The sequence below is a fragment of the Nodosilinea sp. LEGE 06152 genome, from assembly GCF_015207525.1.
Taxonomy (GTDB): domain Bacteria; phylum Cyanobacteriota; class Cyanobacteriia; order Phormidesmidales; family Phormidesmidaceae; genus Nodosilinea.
Genome location: NZ_JADEWR010000013.1, coordinates 124,589 through 139,821 on the forward strand (window position 1 = coordinate 124,589; position 15,233 = coordinate 139,821).

22 protein-coding genes are annotated in these 15,233 nt (G+C 56.1%); 2 read left to right on the forward strand and 20 right to left on the reverse strand.

Annotation, left to right across the window (positions count from 1 at the left end):
- Positions 1-9: 9 nt before the first annotated feature.
- From IQ265_RS18345 to IQ265_RS18370, 6 genes are all read right to left on the reverse strand, one after another.
- A complete protein-coding gene (locus IQ265_RS18345) occupies positions 10-558 on the reverse strand; it encodes an RNA methyltransferase (protein WP_194056197.1) in 549 nt (182 codons plus the stop codon).
- A gap of 125 nt (positions 559-683) precedes the next feature.
- Complete coding sequence (locus IQ265_RS18350; RefSeq protein WP_194056199.1) at positions 684-1,343, reverse strand: DUF3386 domain-containing protein; 660 nt, start codon at positions 1,341-1,343, stop codon at positions 684-686.
- A 632-nt stretch (positions 1,344-1,975) separates the two neighbouring features.
- The gene (locus IQ265_RS18355) at positions 1,976-3,409 is read right to left on the reverse strand and encodes an aspartate aminotransferase family protein (protein ID WP_194056201.1); all 1,434 of its coding nucleotides are present in this window, start codon (positions 3,407-3,409) and stop codon (positions 1,976-1,978) included.
- Positions 3,410-3,537: 128 nt separating this feature from the next.
- Positions 3,538-4,338 carry an anti-sigma factor gene (locus IQ265_RS18360; protein ID WP_194056203.1) on the reverse strand — a complete coding sequence of 267 codons (801 nt, stop codon included), beginning with the start codon at positions 4,336-4,338 and terminating at the stop codon, positions 3,538-3,540.
- Positions 4,339-4,342: 4 nt separating this feature from the next.
- A complete protein-coding gene (locus tag IQ265_RS18365) occupies positions 4,343-4,924 on the reverse strand; it encodes a sigma-70 family RNA polymerase sigma factor (protein ID WP_194056205.1) in 582 nt (193 codons plus the stop codon).
- 159 nt (positions 4,925-5,083) lie between these two features.
- Positions 5,084-5,677, reverse strand: a complete 594-nt coding sequence (locus tag IQ265_RS18370) for a CHRD domain-containing protein (RefSeq protein ID WP_347404983.1) — start codon at positions 5,675-5,677, stop codon at positions 5,084-5,086.
- Positions 5,678-6,079: 402 nt separating this feature from the next.
- On the opposite strand from IQ265_RS18370, the gene IQ265_RS18375 reads away from it, so the two are divergent.
- Both IQ265_RS18375 and IQ265_RS18380 read left to right on the forward strand, forming a co-directional pair.
- Positions 6,080-7,135 carry a dipeptide epimerase gene (locus IQ265_RS18375; RefSeq protein ID WP_194056209.1) on the forward strand — a complete coding sequence of 352 codons (1,056 nt, stop codon included), beginning with the start codon at positions 6,080-6,082 and terminating at the stop codon, positions 7,133-7,135.
- Entirely contained in the window at positions 7,116-8,159 is a 1,044-nt protein-coding gene (locus IQ265_RS18380; RefSeq protein WP_194056211.1) for a DUF1611 domain-containing protein, read from the forward strand. The genes IQ265_RS18375 and IQ265_RS18380 overlap by 20 nt, the downstream gene beginning before the upstream one ends.
- A gap of 6 nt (positions 8,160-8,165) precedes the next feature.
- On the opposite strand, the gene infA is transcribed toward IQ265_RS18380, so the two are convergent.
- The 14 genes from infA to rplP form a co-directional block, all read right to left on the reverse strand.
- Positions 8,166-8,390 (reverse strand): translation initiation factor IF-1, encoded by a 225-nt coding sequence (gene infA / locus IQ265_RS18385; RefSeq protein ID WP_017297627.1) that lies wholly within the window; start codon positions 8,388-8,390, stop codon positions 8,166-8,168.
- A gap of 56 nt (positions 8,391-8,446) precedes the next feature.
- Positions 8,447-9,001 (reverse strand): adenylate kinase, encoded by a 555-nt coding sequence (locus tag IQ265_RS18390; protein ID WP_194056213.1) that lies wholly within the window; start codon positions 8,999-9,001, stop codon positions 8,447-8,449.
- Positions 9,001-10,314, reverse strand: coding sequence for a preprotein translocase subunit SecY (gene secY, locus IQ265_RS18395; RefSeq protein ID WP_194056215.1), 1,314 nt, complete (start codon positions 10,312-10,314; stop codon positions 9,001-9,003). The genes IQ265_RS18390 and secY overlap by 1 nt, the downstream gene beginning before the upstream one ends.
- 109 nt (positions 10,315-10,423) lie before the next feature.
- Positions 10,424-10,870 (reverse strand): 50S ribosomal protein L15, encoded by a 447-nt coding sequence (rplO, locus tag IQ265_RS18400; protein WP_194056217.1) that lies wholly within the window; start codon positions 10,868-10,870, stop codon positions 10,424-10,426.
- A gap of 36 nt (positions 10,871-10,906) precedes the next feature.
- Complete coding sequence (gene rpsE / locus IQ265_RS18405) at positions 10,907-11,428, reverse strand: 30S ribosomal protein S5 (RefSeq protein ID WP_194056220.1); 522 nt, start codon at positions 11,426-11,428, stop codon at positions 10,907-10,909.
- 70 nt (positions 11,429-11,498) lie between these two features.
- Complete coding sequence (rplR, locus tag IQ265_RS18410) at positions 11,499-11,858, reverse strand: 50S ribosomal protein L18 (protein ID WP_194056222.1); 360 nt, start codon at positions 11,856-11,858, stop codon at positions 11,499-11,501.
- A gap of 3 nt (positions 11,859-11,861) precedes the next feature.
- Positions 11,862-12,401 carry a 50S ribosomal protein L6 gene (gene rplF, locus IQ265_RS18415; RefSeq protein ID WP_194056224.1) on the reverse strand — a complete coding sequence of 180 codons (540 nt, stop codon included), beginning with the start codon at positions 12,399-12,401 and terminating at the stop codon, positions 11,862-11,864.
- Between the two features lie 96 nt (positions 12,402-12,497).
- Positions 12,498-12,899 (reverse strand): 30S ribosomal protein S8, encoded by a 402-nt coding sequence (rpsH, locus tag IQ265_RS18420; RefSeq protein WP_035991897.1) that lies wholly within the window; start codon positions 12,897-12,899, stop codon positions 12,498-12,500.
- A gap of 26 nt (positions 12,900-12,925) precedes the next feature.
- Positions 12,926-13,471, reverse strand: a complete 546-nt coding sequence (gene rplE / locus IQ265_RS18425; protein ID WP_194056226.1) for a 50S ribosomal protein L5 — start codon at positions 13,469-13,471, stop codon at positions 12,926-12,928.
- A gap of 63 nt (positions 13,472-13,534) precedes the next feature.
- On the reverse strand, positions 13,535-13,882 hold the full coding sequence (gene rplX / locus IQ265_RS18430; protein WP_194056228.1) for a 50S ribosomal protein L24: 348 nt from the start codon (positions 13,880-13,882) through the stop codon (positions 13,535-13,537).
- Positions 13,882-14,247: a 50S ribosomal protein L14 gene (rplN, locus tag IQ265_RS18435; RefSeq protein ID WP_035991903.1), complete on the reverse strand. Its 366-nt coding sequence runs from the start codon at positions 14,245-14,247 to the stop codon at positions 13,882-13,884. The genes rplX and rplN overlap by 1 nt, the downstream gene beginning before the upstream one ends.
- 9 nt (positions 14,248-14,256) lie before the next feature.
- Positions 14,257-14,508, reverse strand: coding sequence for a 30S ribosomal protein S17 (rpsQ, locus tag IQ265_RS18440; RefSeq protein ID WP_035991905.1), 252 nt, complete (start codon positions 14,506-14,508; stop codon positions 14,257-14,259).
- A gap of 16 nt (positions 14,509-14,524) precedes the next feature.
- The gene (gene rpmC, locus IQ265_RS18445) at positions 14,525-14,797 is read right to left on the reverse strand and encodes a 50S ribosomal protein L29 (RefSeq protein ID WP_194056230.1); all 273 of its coding nucleotides are present in this window, start codon (positions 14,795-14,797) and stop codon (positions 14,525-14,527) included.
- A gap of 3 nt (positions 14,798-14,800) precedes the next feature.
- Positions 14,801-15,220, reverse strand: a complete 420-nt coding sequence (rplP, locus tag IQ265_RS18450; RefSeq protein ID WP_194056232.1) for a 50S ribosomal protein L16 — start codon at positions 15,218-15,220, stop codon at positions 14,801-14,803.
- Positions 15,221-15,233 lie beyond the last annotated feature (13 nt).

A 15,233-nucleotide genomic window follows, 5' to 3' on the forward strand; every position in this document is an offset into this window, starting at 1 on the left:
GCTACACCTTCATTCTAAAGGCGTGGGGGCCAAAGGGGTGGGAGCTAAAGACGGGGCGACCATGCCCCACTGGCCAATGTAGGCATATATAGCCAGGGCTGCCGCTGTCTGCACATTCAGCGATTGCACCACCCCATACTGAGGAATCGCTACCTTCTGGTCGCAGGCCGCCGCCACCGCTGGGGTAATACCCGTCAGCTCACGCCCCAGCACCAGCACCGCCCGCTCCGGAAAGCACAGTTCGGTTAGGGGCACGGCCTGGGGCTGAAGGTCGAGGGCGATCGGGGTGTAGCCCCGCTGGCGCTGCTGGCACAACCACTGGGGTAGGTTCTGCGGATTGCACTCAAGGAGCGGCTGCCACCGATGGGTCGCCACCGCTCCTTGACGAAACTTGCGGTTTTGGGCCAGCTTTAGATCGCTCAGCACCAGCGCCTCCAGCCGAAAGGCTTCGGTAGTGCGGCAGAGCATACCTAAGTTGATCGGATTTTCGACCAGGGCCGCGCACACCATTAGCGCGTGGCGGGGCAAGTTGGAGTACTGGGTACGCACTGGCGTCATCCAAGAGATGAGACGCGAAGACTGAAACAGTAAATACCGCAACAGCCGCTGCCGAAACCAGAAAAGACCCGCCCCACCAAGACAGGCAGCGCGGGCAATGCATTGCTGGGTTCAGCAATTGGCGCTTAGGCCTCTAGCAGAGCAATGTTAGAGAACACAAACTCCTGCGAGTCTTCCTGCATTTCGGTGCCGTTCTCAATCGTGGTTTCAATGGCGCGGCGCGAGAGAATATAGTAGCCGCCCACCTCGGTATACTGGTCCTCAAAATCGCTGAGGCCGCCCTTTTGCTCGCCAGTTTTGGGGTCGTGGTAGACCGAGTCGTAGCGGTGCGATAGGTAGCCTGACCCAGTGTTGTGGCTGCTGTAGGTGTGAATAGTGACGACTACGCCGTGAATGTGGCGATGCACCATAGACACTTCGTTATCTTTGATCTGGTAGCGATCGCCTTCCGCTTTGCCACCCATGAGGATTTCTACTGACCCATCGGCCAGGGTTTCGCCGTAGCTAAAGGTGTTGTTGCCGTGGGAGTCCTCAAACCCGCGTCGAACTCGGTGAATGGAGACTTCGAACAGCTGGCCATGTACTGCCTTTTGAGCCGTATCGTCGGCTATGCCCGTCACTTCGAGCTTGAGGTCGGCGCTGACCTTGACCTGGCCCGTATGGCTTTGGCCATTGTGGGTAAAGGTGACATCGGCAGTATAGCCAGGAAAAGCCGCATCCCAGGTGTAGCGGTTTTCGTAGGCCGCCCGAAAAAAGTCCCGTGCGGCGAGTTGAGTTTCAACCATCAAAAATCTCCTGGTGAATGTCGGTCGGCAACAGCGTGGGGCTGTTGCACTAGGGCTTCTCTAGCATACCGATTCTAACCTTTCACCGTCTGCGCCTGACCTCAAGCAGGCCAATCAAGTCCCCACTTTAAAGTTGGCCAACAACGTAGTCTAGTTTACAGTTTGACTAAGAAAGCTTCTCTACTATGGGAATCCCTACGTCTTGCCCAAGCCGATGCGGTTGAAAATATTGCTGGCAAATTGGTCCCTGAAGGCTTGTTTTGACGACCTTTTTCCACAGGCAATTTTGTAGCGCCGTTTTTGGCTGCATCCTCAAGACCCTTATTCAGCAGGGCTTTTTGGCCTTGATCTCGTTCTCAAGGTGCCTGATCAGCACGTTATCCACAGTCTTTTTTGAGGCTGTGGATAATGTGTGGGGCTGCGATGTTGGGTAGGGGTGCGATCGCCCCCGGTGAGCATTCAAGCACAACTGCGGATTTGCGAGCCTACGCGCCTGGCAGTGTCCCAGCACTGAGCTTTTTAGCTAGCAAATTATGTCCTCAACTACCGGGCCAGCGGAGTAGCTCAAACAGGCCATAGACACGAGTCTATTCTGCTGTGCTTTGCAAGAAACTACGGCCAGGTCAGCCATCCTACCGCACTTTCTGCACATATTCGTCTACGGCCAAAAACAGATCGCTGAGCTGGGCCGCCGTGGTAAACGGGTTGAGCAGTACCGCCTTCAGCCACCGCTGCCCTCGAAACACCGGCAGCGACAAAAACGTTTGGTGTTGATTCAGCAAGTACTGCTGCAGGCCGGCATTCCAGCTGTCCCACTGCTCAGGCGGTAGGGCCGACGGGCAGCTCCGAAAGCAAATCAGGTTCATGTCTGGGTCGCTCGCCAACTCTAGCTGCGGCCGCTGCCGCACCAAGGCTACGAAGTGATCCGTGAGGGCATAGCTGGCATCGATCAGTTCGGCGCAGCCGGTCTTACCCAGGTGGGCCAGGGTTAGCCACAGCTTTAGCACGTCAGTGTGGCGGGTGCCCTGCACTGACAGTTCGCCCAGGTTGGCCCAGTCGGCTTCGGTATTCATGTAGGGGGCCGAGACCCGAAAGTGGCTGTGCAGCAAGCCCAGATCGCGAAACAGCACCGAGGCGCAGGTTTTGGTGACGTACAGCCACTTTTGTGGGTTGAAGGTGACCGAATCGGCCTGCTCAATGCCTGCCAATCGGTAGCGGTGATTGGGCGAGAACGCGATCGCGCCACCATAGGCCGCATCCACGTGAAACCAGAGGCCATAGGCCTGGGCGACACGAGCAATGTCTGGCAGCGGGTCAATATTGCCCGTCACCGTCGTCCCCGCCGTCGCCACCACCGCAAAAGGCTTGTGCCCCTGGGCGATCGCGCTCTGAATCTTCGCCTCCAGAGCGCCAACATCCATTTGGCCTCGCGTGCTGGCCGGTATCGGCACAACCCCATTCAGCCCCAGCCCCAGCAGCATACCCGCCTTTTGAATCGAGGTGTGGGCCAGCTCTGAGGCAAAAATTACGGGCGGCGGCCCACCGGCTAGTCCCTCGTACAAACTGCCCAGATGGACGTTGCGAGCCACCGTCAGGGCTTGCAGATTGGCCAGCGTACCGCCGCTAGTCAACAGCCCGCCAGCGGTTTCGCCCAGTCCAAACAGCTGGGCGATCTCCGCCAGCAGCAGCGGCTCTAGCCGCGATAGGGCCGGAGACATTTCAACACTCAACATGTTGTTGTTGAGCGCCGCCGCCACCCAGTCACCGACGATAGAAGCCGTACTGGGCAGCGGGTCCATGTGGCCCATGTAACCGGGGTGAGACGGGTTCATTGACTGGGCCATCAGGTCGCCCAATGCGTCGAGCAGGGGGGCGATCGCCGTTGGCTGTTCAGGAATCCCCCGAACAGGAATGCCTTGCACCGATGGCAGCGGCACGTGGTCACTCGCCCCAGCCAGATAGTCAAGAATTTGCGCCGCCACCTGCTGAAACACGGCTTCAATAGCCGCTCGATTGTGGCCCTGGGGGTCAACAAAGGCATTGGCGGGCAGAGCAAGAAAAGCCAACGTGCACCTCTAGCGTGGGAACATGGCTTAATTATCCCGCTAATGCGGCCTTGCTAAGGCGATCGCCCTGCGAAGCAATCCTTGGGTTCCTATCGTCTAACTTCTACTCTCTAAGTCAGAAAACGTTTCTACAGGGGCTGAATCAAGATAGGCGACGATAGATGTTCCTGGGGCGCGTCGGCCCGTTCTTGGGTAATGGCGATCGCCCGCACCAGGTCAGGATCGCGACGGTACACCGCAGGCAGATCAATCGGTTGCGTCACACTGCCCTGCTCATCGACGGTGAATACCGTAGTTAGAATGGCGTTCTTTTCGTCTACGGTGGCCGGGGCGTTGGGGTCTAGTACTGTCCACAGCACATACACACGGCCCGGCTCCAGCGGCGGCAAGTTTTCTACCGTCAGCGAACCCGCCAGGGTATCTGGGTTGAGCACCACCTGGGCCTGCCCCGGGGTGGTGGCATCGGGCGAGCCCAGGCCAACCATAATGGTTTCACCGCTGGGGCGATTGGCTCGCTCTAGCTGCAGCGTGCGCCAGAGCAGTAGGTTGCTAAGGCTTAACCCTGCGATCAGCGCCGCGGCGGCTCCTAAGGCCAGCTGGCGAAGCCGCGATCGCACCACTGGCGCAGGAGCCGACTGGGGTCTGTCTGACGCCAGCACTGCGCCCGCCGCCAGTGCTGGTTGGGTTGCAACCCCGTCTGCGGGACCAGCCGCCCCTAGCACCACCTGCCTCAGGTGAGCCGGAGGAGAAATCGGCTCGCCATCGTAGGCCATCTCTAGGGCCTGCTGCATCTGGTCGATGTCCTGTTGCAGGCTAGGGTCAGCCGCCAACAGTCGAGCCAGGGTCGCCGATTCCTCAGGGCTGAGGTCGTAGAGAACGTAGCCAGCCAGCAAGTTTTGCAGCTGTTCGGGTGAAATAAACCCGGTCATAATACTAATTACCCCAGCGATCTTGGAGAATTTGCCGGAGCTTGAGCAGCCCCCGGCGGGAATGAGTCTTGACGGTGCCCAAGGGAGTATCGAGCTGCTCAGCAATGGTGGCCTGGGACAAACCCTCATAGTAGGCCAGCCGCAGAATTTGCTGCTGGTTAGCCGAGAGCTGGGCCAGCGCTGCTCTAACCTCCTCAGAACGTTCGCTTTGGGCCAGGGCGTCGGCCGGGGTGGGGGTAGGGGGCTGATCCCCAGCCTGGAGGCGAGCCACAGAGTCACGGGCCGTCTGACGCGATCGCAGTCGGTCTATGGCCCGCGATCGCGTCAGAATAGCCAGATAGGTTCGAAACGAGCCGCGCTGTGGGTTGTAGGCCGTGGACTGAACTAATTTGACAAAAATATCCTGGGTTAGGTCTTCTGCCTCTTGGGCATGGCCTAACACCTTAAACGCTACTCCGTAGACCAGTCCGCTGTGGCGATCGTAGAGCGTTCCCAAAGCACTGGTCTGTCCTGCCTTTAGGGCCAACCACAGGTCTGCATCGCTCAGCGTTCCGGCATCGGTCGGGATCGGTTGTTCAAATTCCATAGTCGCCGAAGGCTCAGACACTAGCCTCGCCGTCTCGGTTGCCTTGAGGCGAAGATGTACCACAGTCATGTTCTATACAATGCCATGATTTGTGTCTATTGCCATCCCATCGAGCCGCCGCCCTAGCCGCCACCCGATGGGATAACCTGCCCACAATGCCTAGGCGGGCATTAGAATACCGCGCAGCTCACCGCCTCGATTGCGGGTGGTGTGCAGGTCGATATACAGCATGCCGTTTTGCAGGGCCTGAAGCTGCTCAGGGGTAAGGGTATAGTCGCCCATCGCACTGCCGCCCCGTCCGGTGTCGTCCATGGTCACCTCCAACGCATACTGGAACGGCCCGTTTTCGCTAGGGCTGCCCCGATGAACGTGGAAGGCGGAGGTAATATTGGGGTTAGGGGGATCAACTGGATCCGTGCCATAGTCTCTCATGGCACTCGTCAGTTCACGAAAGCTGCCTCGCACTACCAGGCGATCGCCTGCTAGAGCCGCACCTACCACCCCACGGGCATTGGTCACCGGGGAGTTAGGCACCACATTCTGGCTGCTGAGCATGGCCACGTAGGTGACAATGGGGCGAGCAGCACTTCCTTGGGCCAGCAAAGGAGCCGTGGCCGCCGCCAGGTTGGCGTCAATTTGCGCGCCGATAGCAAAGCCGTCGTTTAAGGCGGGTGCAGATACCGCAACCCTCGATGCTGCCAGCGGCGATTGGGCTAACACCCGGCCCACCATTGGAGAATACAGGAGAACCACAAAGAGGCAAGTCACCAAGACGATGAAGCCATTCCGTCGATTTTTTCGTTCACTAAACATAGTGCTTTCATCCACCATATTGCCAATAGATCGATTGGTGTCCCTGCAGGTAGAGACTTACATTTAGTACGTCAACCGTGCTGGTTTGGATGCAGACAAAACAATACAGACGGGATAGGCGCAGCGTGGCAACAGAACAGGGCGATCGCCCAATACTCCCAAAGCCTTGCCCCCAAAACCTGTTAAGAAGCAGGCCAAAAGCGCTATATTGCGCTGACCTGGTAGCTTAGAACATACGCAATGCTTAAAAGCGCAATACTGGAACGCTACCGAGCGAGCAAGCGTTTTAACAAAGCCGACGCCTGCCCCCTATGCAACATCACCTAGATCTAGCCGCGCCGTATGAAGCTTTCCTGCCAGCCCTTCACCGTCCACAAGCGCGTACCGCTTACCATCAGTCGCGGCACCACGGCCCAGTCCACTAACCTCTGGCTCAGGCTCAGCGCCGAGGGTATCGAGGGCTGGGGCGAAGCGGCCCCGTTCTCGATTGGCACTCATCAGCAAACCCTGGAGATGCTGCAAGCAGACTTAGCTCGCGTGCAGACGGCGATCGCCCCCTACCACCCCTTTGAGCGTCAGGCGATTGAGGCCGTTGTGGCAGAGCTATCCATTCACTCCGCGAGTCGCGCCGCCATAGATGTGGCCCTGTGGGACTGGGGCGGCAAGGCCACCGGGCAGCCAGTCTGGCGACTGCTGGGGTTAGATCTAGACCGCATTCAACCCACCTCAGTAACTGTCGGCATTTCCTCGCCCGAAGCCGCCCAGCAGCGATCGCAGGATTGGCTACAGCAAACCTCGGCCCGTGCCCTTAAGGTAAAGCTGGGTAGCCCCAACGGCATTGAGGCCGATCAAGCAATGTTTCAGGCCGTCTACGACCACGTTCCCGCCAGCGTCAGCCTCAGCGTCGATGCCAACGGCGGCTGGACCCTGGAGAATGCCAAGACAATGGCGGCATGGCTAAGCGATCGCCGCGTCACCCACCTCGAGCAGCCCCTGCCCGTGAGCCAGAACGCTGATTTGGCCGCTCTCAAACAAAACTCGCCCATCCCGGTTTTTGTGGACGAAAGCTGCTTCAACAGCTCCGATATTCCCCATCTAGCGAATCTAGCAGACGGCATTAACATTAAGCTAATGAAAGCAGGTGGGCTTAGCGAAGCGCTGAGAATGATTCATACCGCCCGGGCCTGCAGTCTGCAGGTTATGTTTGGCTGCTATTCCGACAGCAGCCTGGCCAACGGCGCAATGGCCCAGCTCTCACCCCTGGCCCACTACCTCGACCTCGACAGCCACCTCAACCTGCGCGACGATCCCTTTACTGGCCTCACGCTGGTCGAGGGTCGCCTGCTGCCCTCCAACCAACCTGGACTTGGACTCAACTATGCACCTCAAGCCCGATAGCCGCATCGCCCTGCTCATGCACCAAGGCACCCAGAGCACGATGGGCAAAACGGGGTTAGCTCTGCTGCGCTTTAGTCAGTCGCCGATTGTAGCGGTAATCGATTACCAGGCGGCGGGGCGATCGCTAGTTGACCTCACCGGCATCGATAAACCAATTCCTGTGGTTAAATCGCTGACAGAAGCACTCACCTTCACGCCAGACGTTCTCACCATCGGCATTGCTCCCTCCGGCGGCAAACTGCCTGATGCCTGGTTTCAGGAGATCGAGCAGGCCGTCAAAGCGGGCTTAAGTATCGTCAACGGGCTACATACGCCTATGGCCGACCATCCAGCCCTGCAGCCCTGGCTCCGACCCGACCAGTGGATTTGGGATGTGCGAAAAGAGCCCGAGGGCTTAACCGTAGGCAGTGGCCAGGCCAGTCAGTTAGTCTGCAAGCGTATCTTGACCGTGGGCACCGACATGTCCGTTGGTAAAATGTCTGCCACCCTCGAACTGCACCGCGCCTGTCTGCAGCGCGGGCTGCGCTCCAAAGTCATCGCCACCGGGCAAACCAATCTCATGCTGGGAGATGACGGCGTGCCCCTAGATGCCATTCGGGTTGACTACGCATCGGGAGCAATTGAACAGCAGCTCATGCGCTACGGCCCTGAGCACGACTTCGTCTTTGTAGAAGGGCAGGGCTCGCTGCTCAACCCAGCTTCAACGGCAACACTACCGCTACTGAGGGGCACTCAGCCAACGCACCTAGTACTAGTTCATCGGGCAGGACAAGGCCACATTCAAAACTTTCCCACGGTCAAAATCCCCGATCTCCCCAGTGTGGTGGCGCTGTATGAACAGGTCACCACAGCCGCGGGGGCATTTTATCCGGCCAAAGTGGTCGCGATCGCTCTCAATACCGGCCACCTCACCGCTGCCGAAGCCGAGACTGCGGTACAGGAAGTAGAGGCTCAAACAAAACTGCCCTGTGCAGACATCTTCCGTACAGGGGCTGAGAAACTATTAGCGCCAATCTTAAGTTAGGCGAAGCTACTTTTTGCGGAGACGATAGGTGATGCGCCCCTTAGTCAAATCGTAGGGGGTGAGTTCTACCTTGACGCGATCGCCCGGCAAAATCTTGATGTAGTTACGACGAATTTTCCCTGAAATGTGGGCTAACACATTAAAACCATTGTCCAAATCCACCCGGAACATCGCGTTCGGTAACGATTCGGTAATGGTACCCTCCATTTCAATTAGGTCTTGCTTAGACAAGCTGACTTCTCCCTAAGTACAAAATAACACGCTGAACTCTAGCATAACCCCAGCCACTACTCCATTACCAGGCGCTTGAGATCGGCATACACTGCATCCATAGTCTGATTTCCGTCCACCGACACCAACTGCTGGCGGTTGCGGTAAAACTCAATCAGAGGCTCAGTTTGCTGACGGTAAACCTCAAGGCGGTTTAGGATTACTGACTCCTCGTCATCCTTGCGGCCTCGCTGCAGCAGCCGAGCTACAATCACATCGTCCGCAACGTCTAGGTTGATCACAAAGTCAGTAGGCTGCTCGATCTGCTCCAACAGCTTTTGTAGAAACTCAGCCTGAGGCACATTTCGAGGAAAGCCGTCCAGCAGCCAGCCCTTTTGGGCGTCATCCTGACCCAAGCGCTCCTCGATCAGGTCAAGAATCAGCTCATCAGGAACAAGTTCGCCAGCACTCATGTAGTGGTCTGCCTTCTGACCAAGTTCACTACCCGCTGTCACCGCCGAACGCAAAATATCCCCTGTAGAAATGTGAGGAACCTCACAATCTTTAGCTAGCAGGGCAGCCTGAGTACCCTTACCCGCCCCCGGTGGACCTAGAAAAATAAGTCGGGTCACTACTGTTTCACCATTCCTTCGTAGCGCTGAGAAATTACGTAGGTCTGGATTTGCTTAGCGGTGTCAATGGCAACACCAACCAAAATCAGGAGTGAGGTAGCACCAAAGCCGCGAAAAGTTTGGACCCGAGTCAGGCTCTCAACGGCGCTAGGTACAACCGCCACCATGCCCAGAAAAATGGCACCTAGGAAAGTCAATCGGTTCAGAATACGGCTGATATACTCAGTAGTAGCTTTACCAGGGCGAATACCGGGAATGCTAGCTCCCATCTTCTTCAGGTTGCGGGAGACATCATCGGGGTTCATCACCAGCGACGAATAAAAGTAGCTAAAGAAAAGAATTAAAACGAGGTACAGCGAAACATAGAACCAGGAAGTTGGGTTCAGGTAGTTATTTACAAACTGGCTAAATGCCGGATTCGTCACGTACTGGGTTAGCGAAATGGGTAGCACCAGCACCGCAGAGGCAAAAATAATCGGCATCACGCCGCCCTGGTTGAGGCGCAGGGGCAGATAGTTGCTTTGCTCTAGGTACAGCTTGCGACCGACCTGACGGCGAGCAGAGATAATTGGGATACGGCGTGTGCCCTCTTGAACAAAGACAATGCCGACAATCATGGCCAAGAAGGCCAGCATGAGAATGATGACGCCGCCGACCAGACCGCGATCGCCGCTTTGAGCAAGCTCAATCGTTTGACCCAGAGAGCGAGGCAGGGTCGACACAATGTTGAGGAAGATCAGCAGCGAGGCACCATTCCCAATACCGCGCTCGGTGATTAACTCACCCACCCACATCACAAACATCGAGCCTGCGGTCAGAGCAATCACCGTCTGGGCGATAAAGGCCGGACCCGGAACCTGTGCAAACTGATAGAGCAAAAAAGACGCCAGCAGCGTACTCTGCAAAATCGCCCAGCCCAAAGCGACGTAGCGAGTGATTTGAGAAATCTTGCGTCGCCCAGCTTCGCCCTCATTCTTTTGTAGATCTTCAAGCTGAGGTAAAGCCGCCGTCAGCAGCTGCATGATAATCGAGGCATTGATGAAGGGCAAAATACCTAGGGCAAAGATACCAAGGGCCGACAGACCGCCGCCCACAAAAATATCCAAAAACCCCACAAAGCCCGCTAGGCTACCCGACTGAATTGATGCGGCAAAAGCCTGACGATCAATCCCTGGTACTGGAATAAAAATTCCCAGTCTGACCAATACCAGCAGTCCCAGGGTCACCAGCAGGCGGCTGCGCAGGCCAGCGGCCTGCGCCATCTGCATAAACGTTTCCTGCGCGCTGGGATTTTTACCCCGACTTACGACCATGCAACAATACCTCAGCCCTACGTTTAGCAATACATTGACGGCAGTTGGCACCTATAGACCCTATAGATGCTCCCCCTCCCCCAGTCTAAGGGATAGGAGAACTATATCGCTATGCGACCACTTCGCAGGTGCCGCCAGCTTGCTCGATTTTTTCCTTGGCCGACTGGGTAAATGCAGCTGCCCTTACATTCAGAGCTACGCCCAGTTCACCATCGCCTAGCACCTTGAGGGGGCCATCATTGGTGGTTAGAATACCAGCCTCTAGCAGTGACTCAAGGGATACATCGGTACCCGCAGCTAAGTCAGCTAAACCTTTAACATTGATAATGGTGTATTCCTTCTGATTTACCAAAGGAAAATGCTTGAGTTTGGGAATACGGCGGTAAAGAGGCATTTGACCGCCTTCAAAACCAGGCCGAGTACCGCTACCCGATCGCGATTTTTGGCCCCGCATACCGAAGCCGCAGCTGGCACCCTGGCCCGCCGAAATACCGCGGCCAACGCGGCGACGGCGGCGCTTAGAGCCTGCTTGTGGTTGTGCGTCGTTGATTCTCATGGCTGAGGAAAATAGAAACAGCGATATCGAAAGAAATTAAACGTACAGACTTTCGACTGGAATGTCGCGCTCTTCAGCTACATCAGCGAAGGTGCGCAGAGAGGCCAGGGCATCTGCAGCCGCCCGGGCATTATTGAGGGGGTTGTTAGACCCTAGCTGCTTGGCCAGTACATTACGTACCCCCGCCAACTCCAGCACGGTGCGGACAGCACCACCCGCGATTACCCCAGTACCAGGGGCCGCAGGGCGCATAAATACTTTCGCACCACCACCAATACCGCTGGAGGGGTGAGGAATAGAATAGGAGCGAGTCAGAGGCACATCAACTAAGTGCTTCTTGCCATCGGCCACGCCCTTCTTTACAGCGCCAATCACATCCCCAGCCTTGCCGACGCCGACGCCGACCTGGCCTTTCTCGTTACCGACCACGACAATGGCCCGGAAGCTGAGCTTTTTACCCCCCTTCACGACCTTAGTTACACGACGAATTTGAACGACGCGCTCCTGCCAATCGGTTTTTTTCTCTTTAGTACGCGCTTCTTTGCGACGGTTTGCCATGCCTTTTCCCAGACTTATTTACATCAAGCAGAATTAAGTGTTCTCGATTTGAAGCTATGCGGGTTAAGTTCTAGAGGCTCAAACCGGCTTCACGAGCCGCATTGGCTAGGGCCGCTACTCGACCGTGGTAAAGCTTGCCGCCTCGATCAAAAACAACCTGAGTTATGCCAGCTTCTAATGCTCGCTCAGCTACCAACTTACCGACTACCGCAGCCGATTCTTGGGTTGCGCCCGCCTCATCCTCCAAGACATTAGGCTCAACAGACGATGCAGCCACCAGAGTGTGATGAATCGTATCGTCAATGATCTGAGCGTAGATGTGCTGATTTGAGCGAAACACGGCCAGACGAGGCCGTTCAGGGGTGCCAAACACGCGGCGACGAATGCGGGCGTGACGGCGACGAGTTAATTCTTTACGACTTGCTTTCATGGCTTACTTCTTCCCTGACTTACCGGCCTTACGTCTGACCTGCTCACCGGCGTAGCGCACACCCTTGCCCTTGTAAGGTTCGGGAGGACGGCTCGCCCGAATGCTGGCGGCAATGTTACCAACCAACTCTTTATCAATGCCACTGATCACTACATTGGTGTTGTTTTCAACAACAAATTCAATGCCCGCAGGCGGCTCAAAAACAACGGGATGGCTGTAGCCCAGACTGAGGTTCAGGTTACGGCCTTGTACCTGGGCTCGATAGCCAATGCCCTGAATTTCTAGGCGCTTTTGGTAACCGTTGGAAACCCCTTCTACCATATTGGCAACTAGGGTGCGGCAAAGACCATGCCGCTCACGGGCTAGCCGAGAATCGTCTTTGCGATTCACCAGTACGGTGTCGCCCTCTTGAACCACTACAACGCCACTGGGCAAGGTACGAGATAGCTCACCCTTGGGTCCTTTGACCTGAACATCCTGACCGTCAATCGTGATTGACACCTTAGCCGGGACTGGGATTGGCCGTTTGCCAATACGTGACATGATGCAAAACTCCTAAATCCTTAGCACTCGATAACGCCCTTATGACTGACAGTAGGGGAATGGCAGTTAGCCACAAGCCCTACCTAACTGGCCTGGCTACCAGACATAGCAAAGCACTTCACCACCAATGCCCTGACGACGAGCATCGCGATCGGTCATGATGCCACTGGAGGTGGAAACAATGGCAATGCCGATACCGCCCAGCACCCGGGGCAGTTCTTTTCGGTTGGAGTACACGCGTAGACCGGGCTTACTAACGCGGGTGAGATTACGAATGATGGGCTGACGGGTTTTGCCCTTGTACTTGAGGGCGACCACTAGCTGAGGCCGTTCTTCAACGGTGGTCTCAGAGTAATCAGTGATAAAGCCTTCCTCCTTCAGTACCTTGGCAATACTCCGGGTCATCCGGGTAGAAGGAATGCCCACGGTTTGGTGCCGCGCTAGATTCGCATTCCTAATGCGAGTCAACATATCCGCAATTGTGTCGTTAGCAGCCATAGTTCTAGTACGCGTATAAACCTGTGTTAGTTGTCACGGAACGGCATACCCAATTCCTTGAGTAGCGCTCGGCCTTCTTCATCGGTGCTGGCGGTGGTCACGATGGTGATATCCATACCGCGAATCTGATCGATGCTGTCGTAGTCAATTTCAGGAAAGATTAACTGCTCTCGCAGACCCAGGGTATAATTGCCGCGTCCGTCGAAGCTCTTGGGACTAATACCGCGAAAGTCGCGAATACGGGGCAGGGTCAGGTTGATAAGACGGTTTAGAAAGGCATACATGCGATCGGAGCGCAGGGTTACCATGATTCCCACAGGCATACCCTGGCGAATTTTGAAACCTGCGATCGCCTTCTTGGCCCGGGTAACTACCGGGCGTTGTCCGGTGATCAGGGCTAGCTCACTCAGAGAGGATTCCAGCGCCTTGGCATTCTGAGAGGCTTCCCCAAGTCCCCGGTTAACCGTCACCTTGACAACCTTGGGTACCTGGTGAATGTTTTCGTACTTAAACTGCTCCATCAGTTTAGGTACTACTGTGTCTTTATATACTGTCTTAAGCTGGTCGGTCATGGGTCGTTTCTTCTGCTTTCCTGGGCTTGGTCAGGACTAGTTTTCTAGAGTCAGCTGGTGGGCCTAGTCGATGATTTCTCCGGTCTTTTTCAGCATCCGCACCTTACGGCCGTCTTCGGTGAATGTGTAGGCGACCCGACTAGCCACTTTCTCTTTTTCCGAGTACAGCATGACGTTGGAGCTGTGGATAGGAGCCTCTTGGGTAACAATTTGCCCCGATTCTCCTTCCTGCTGAGGCTTGACGTGCTTGGTGCGAATGTTGACGCCCTGCACAATCACCTGGCTGGTTTTAGGAATGACGGAGAGCACTTCGCCCACTTTGCCGCGATCGCGCCCGGCAATCACCTGAACCGTATCCCCTTTGCGTACGTGAACCTTGTGGCGCACGGGTGTCTTAGTTGTTGTTGCCATTAGAGAACCTCCGGTGCCAGCGACACAATCTTGGTAAAGTTCTTGTCGCGCAGCTCACGGGCAACCGGGCCAAACACGCGAGTACCCTTGGGATTGCCGTCCTGGTTAATGATTACAGCCGCGTTGTCATCAAAGCGAATGCTCATGCCACTGCTGCGGCGCAAACCTTTTTTAGTACGTACGACCACGGCCCGCACCACGTCCGATTTCTTCACACCCATGTTGGGTAGGGCATCTTTGACAACGGCGATAATCACATCGCCGACACCGGCATAGCGACGGTTACCGCCCAGCACACGGATGCACATCAGCTTCCGAGCACCGCTATTATCTGCCACGTTTAAGTACGATTCTTGCTGAATCACAATCTCCCCCTATGCGTCTGCCGCGCGATTAACAATGTCAGCCACAACCCAGCGCTTGGTTCGGCTCAGGGGACGAGTTTCTAGAATCCTCACCCGATCGCCTTCCTGGCAGGTATTCTCCTCGTCATGGGCTTTGTAGCGCTTAGTGCGCACCACAATCTTGCCGTACTTAGGATGGGAGGTCCGACTTTCCACAGCAACCACGACGGTCTTATCCATCTTGTTACTGACCACCATCCCCACTCGTTCTTTAACCGCCATCTGCTTCACCTATTCCCTACACTGATACCGATTCTGTTGTGGCCGTTGACGCTGCGTTGGCCTGGGCCGCCACCTCTTCGTCTAGGGCGGCTAGCTGACGCTCCCGCTGAACCGTCATTAGCTGAGATAGGCGGTGACGAGCATGCTTAAACTGGTGGTTCTGCTTGTCCAGCTGCCGAGTGGCCTTCTGAAAGCGAAGTTGAAACAGCTCACGCTTAATTTCGGCGATCGCAGTCAGCAGTTCTTCATCGCTCAAACTGCGGGCTTCTTTGATCTTTGACAGTGCCATTACCTATGCCTCCTTGCTGTCGCGCGCGATGAACTTGGTCTTAAAGGGCAGCTTGAAGGCAGCAAGCCGCATGGCTTCGCGAGCAGTCGATTCAGGCACCCCAGCAATCTCAAAGACAATGCGACCTGGTTTTACCACAGCAACCCAAAACTCTGGGTTACCCTTACCCGAACCCATACGGGTTTCTGCCGGACGCATAGTTACGGGCTTGTCAGGGAAGACGCGAATCCAGATTTTGCCGCCCCGCCGCACGTAGCGGGTCATGGCTCGTCGGGCCGCCTCGATCTGGCGAGACGTCAGCCAGCAGGGCTCAATAGCCTGAAGGGCAAAATCACCGAAGTTGATATCGCTGCCCCGCTGAGCCATTCCGCGCATACGCCCGCGGTGCTGCTTGCGAAATTTAGTTCGTTTTGGACTAAGCATGGATCGGCACTCG

What these genes read in the sequence shown, in the direction of transcription:
- IQ265_RS18345 (WP_194056197.1), bottom strand. Translation starts at nt 558, where the DNA reads ATGACGCCAGTGCGTACCCAGTACTCCAACTTGCCCCGCCACGCGCTA.
- IQ265_RS18350 (WP_194056199.1), bottom strand. Translation starts at nt 1,343, where the DNA reads ATGGTTGAAACTCAACTCGCCGCACGGGACTTTTTTCGGGCGGCCTAC.
- IQ265_RS18360 (WP_194056203.1), bottom strand. Translation starts at nt 4,338, where the DNA reads ATGACCGGGTTTATTTCACCCGAACAGCTGCAAAACTTGCTGGCTGGC.
- IQ265_RS18365 (WP_194056205.1), bottom strand. Translation starts at nt 4,924, where the DNA reads ATGGAATTTGAACAACCGATCCCGACCGATGCCGGAACGCTGAGCGAT.
- IQ265_RS18375 (WP_194056209.1), top strand. Translation starts at nt 6,080, where the DNA reads ATGAAGCTTTCCTGCCAGCCCTTCACCGTCCACAAGCGCGTACCGCTT.
- IQ265_RS18380 (WP_194056211.1), top strand. Translation starts at nt 7,116, where the DNA reads ATGCACCTCAAGCCCGATAGCCGCATCGCCCTGCTCATGCACCAAGGC.
- secY (WP_194056215.1), bottom strand. Translation starts at nt 10,314, where the DNA reads ATGGTCGTAAGTCGGGGTAAAAATCCCAGCGCGCAGGAAACGTTTATG.
- rplO (WP_194056217.1), bottom strand. Translation starts at nt 10,870, where the DNA reads ATGAGAATCAACGACGCACAACCACAAGCAGGCTCTAAGCGCCGCCGT.
- rpsE (WP_194056220.1), bottom strand. Translation starts at nt 11,428, where the DNA reads ATGGCAAACCGTCGCAAAGAAGCGCGTACTAAAGAGAAAAAAACCGAT.
- rplR (WP_194056222.1), bottom strand. Translation starts at nt 11,858, where the DNA reads ATGAAAGCAAGTCGTAAAGAATTAACTCGTCGCCGTCACGCCCGCATT.
- rplF (WP_194056224.1), bottom strand. Translation starts at nt 12,401, where the DNA reads ATGTCACGTATTGGCAAACGGCCAATCCCAGTCCCGGCTAAGGTGTCA.
- rpsH (WP_035991897.1), bottom strand. Translation starts at nt 12,899, where the DNA reads ATGGCTGCTAACGACACAATTGCGGATATGTTGACTCGCATTAGGAAT.
- rplE (WP_194056226.1), bottom strand. Translation starts at nt 13,471, where the DNA reads ATGACCGACCAGCTTAAGACAGTATATAAAGACACAGTAGTACCTAAA.
- rplX (WP_194056228.1), bottom strand. Translation starts at nt 13,882, where the DNA reads ATGGCAACAACAACTAAGACACCCGTGCGCCACAAGGTTCACGTACGC.
- rpsQ (WP_035991905.1), bottom strand. Translation starts at nt 14,508, where the DNA reads ATGGCGGTTAAAGAACGAGTGGGGATGGTGGTCAGTAACAAGATGGAT.
- rpmC (WP_194056230.1), bottom strand. Translation starts at nt 14,797, where the DNA reads ATGGCACTGTCAAAGATCAAAGAAGCCCGCAGTTTGAGCGATGAAGAA.
- rplP (WP_194056232.1), bottom strand. Translation starts at nt 15,220, where the DNA reads ATGCTTAGTCCAAAACGAACTAAATTTCGCAAGCAGCACCGCGGGCGT.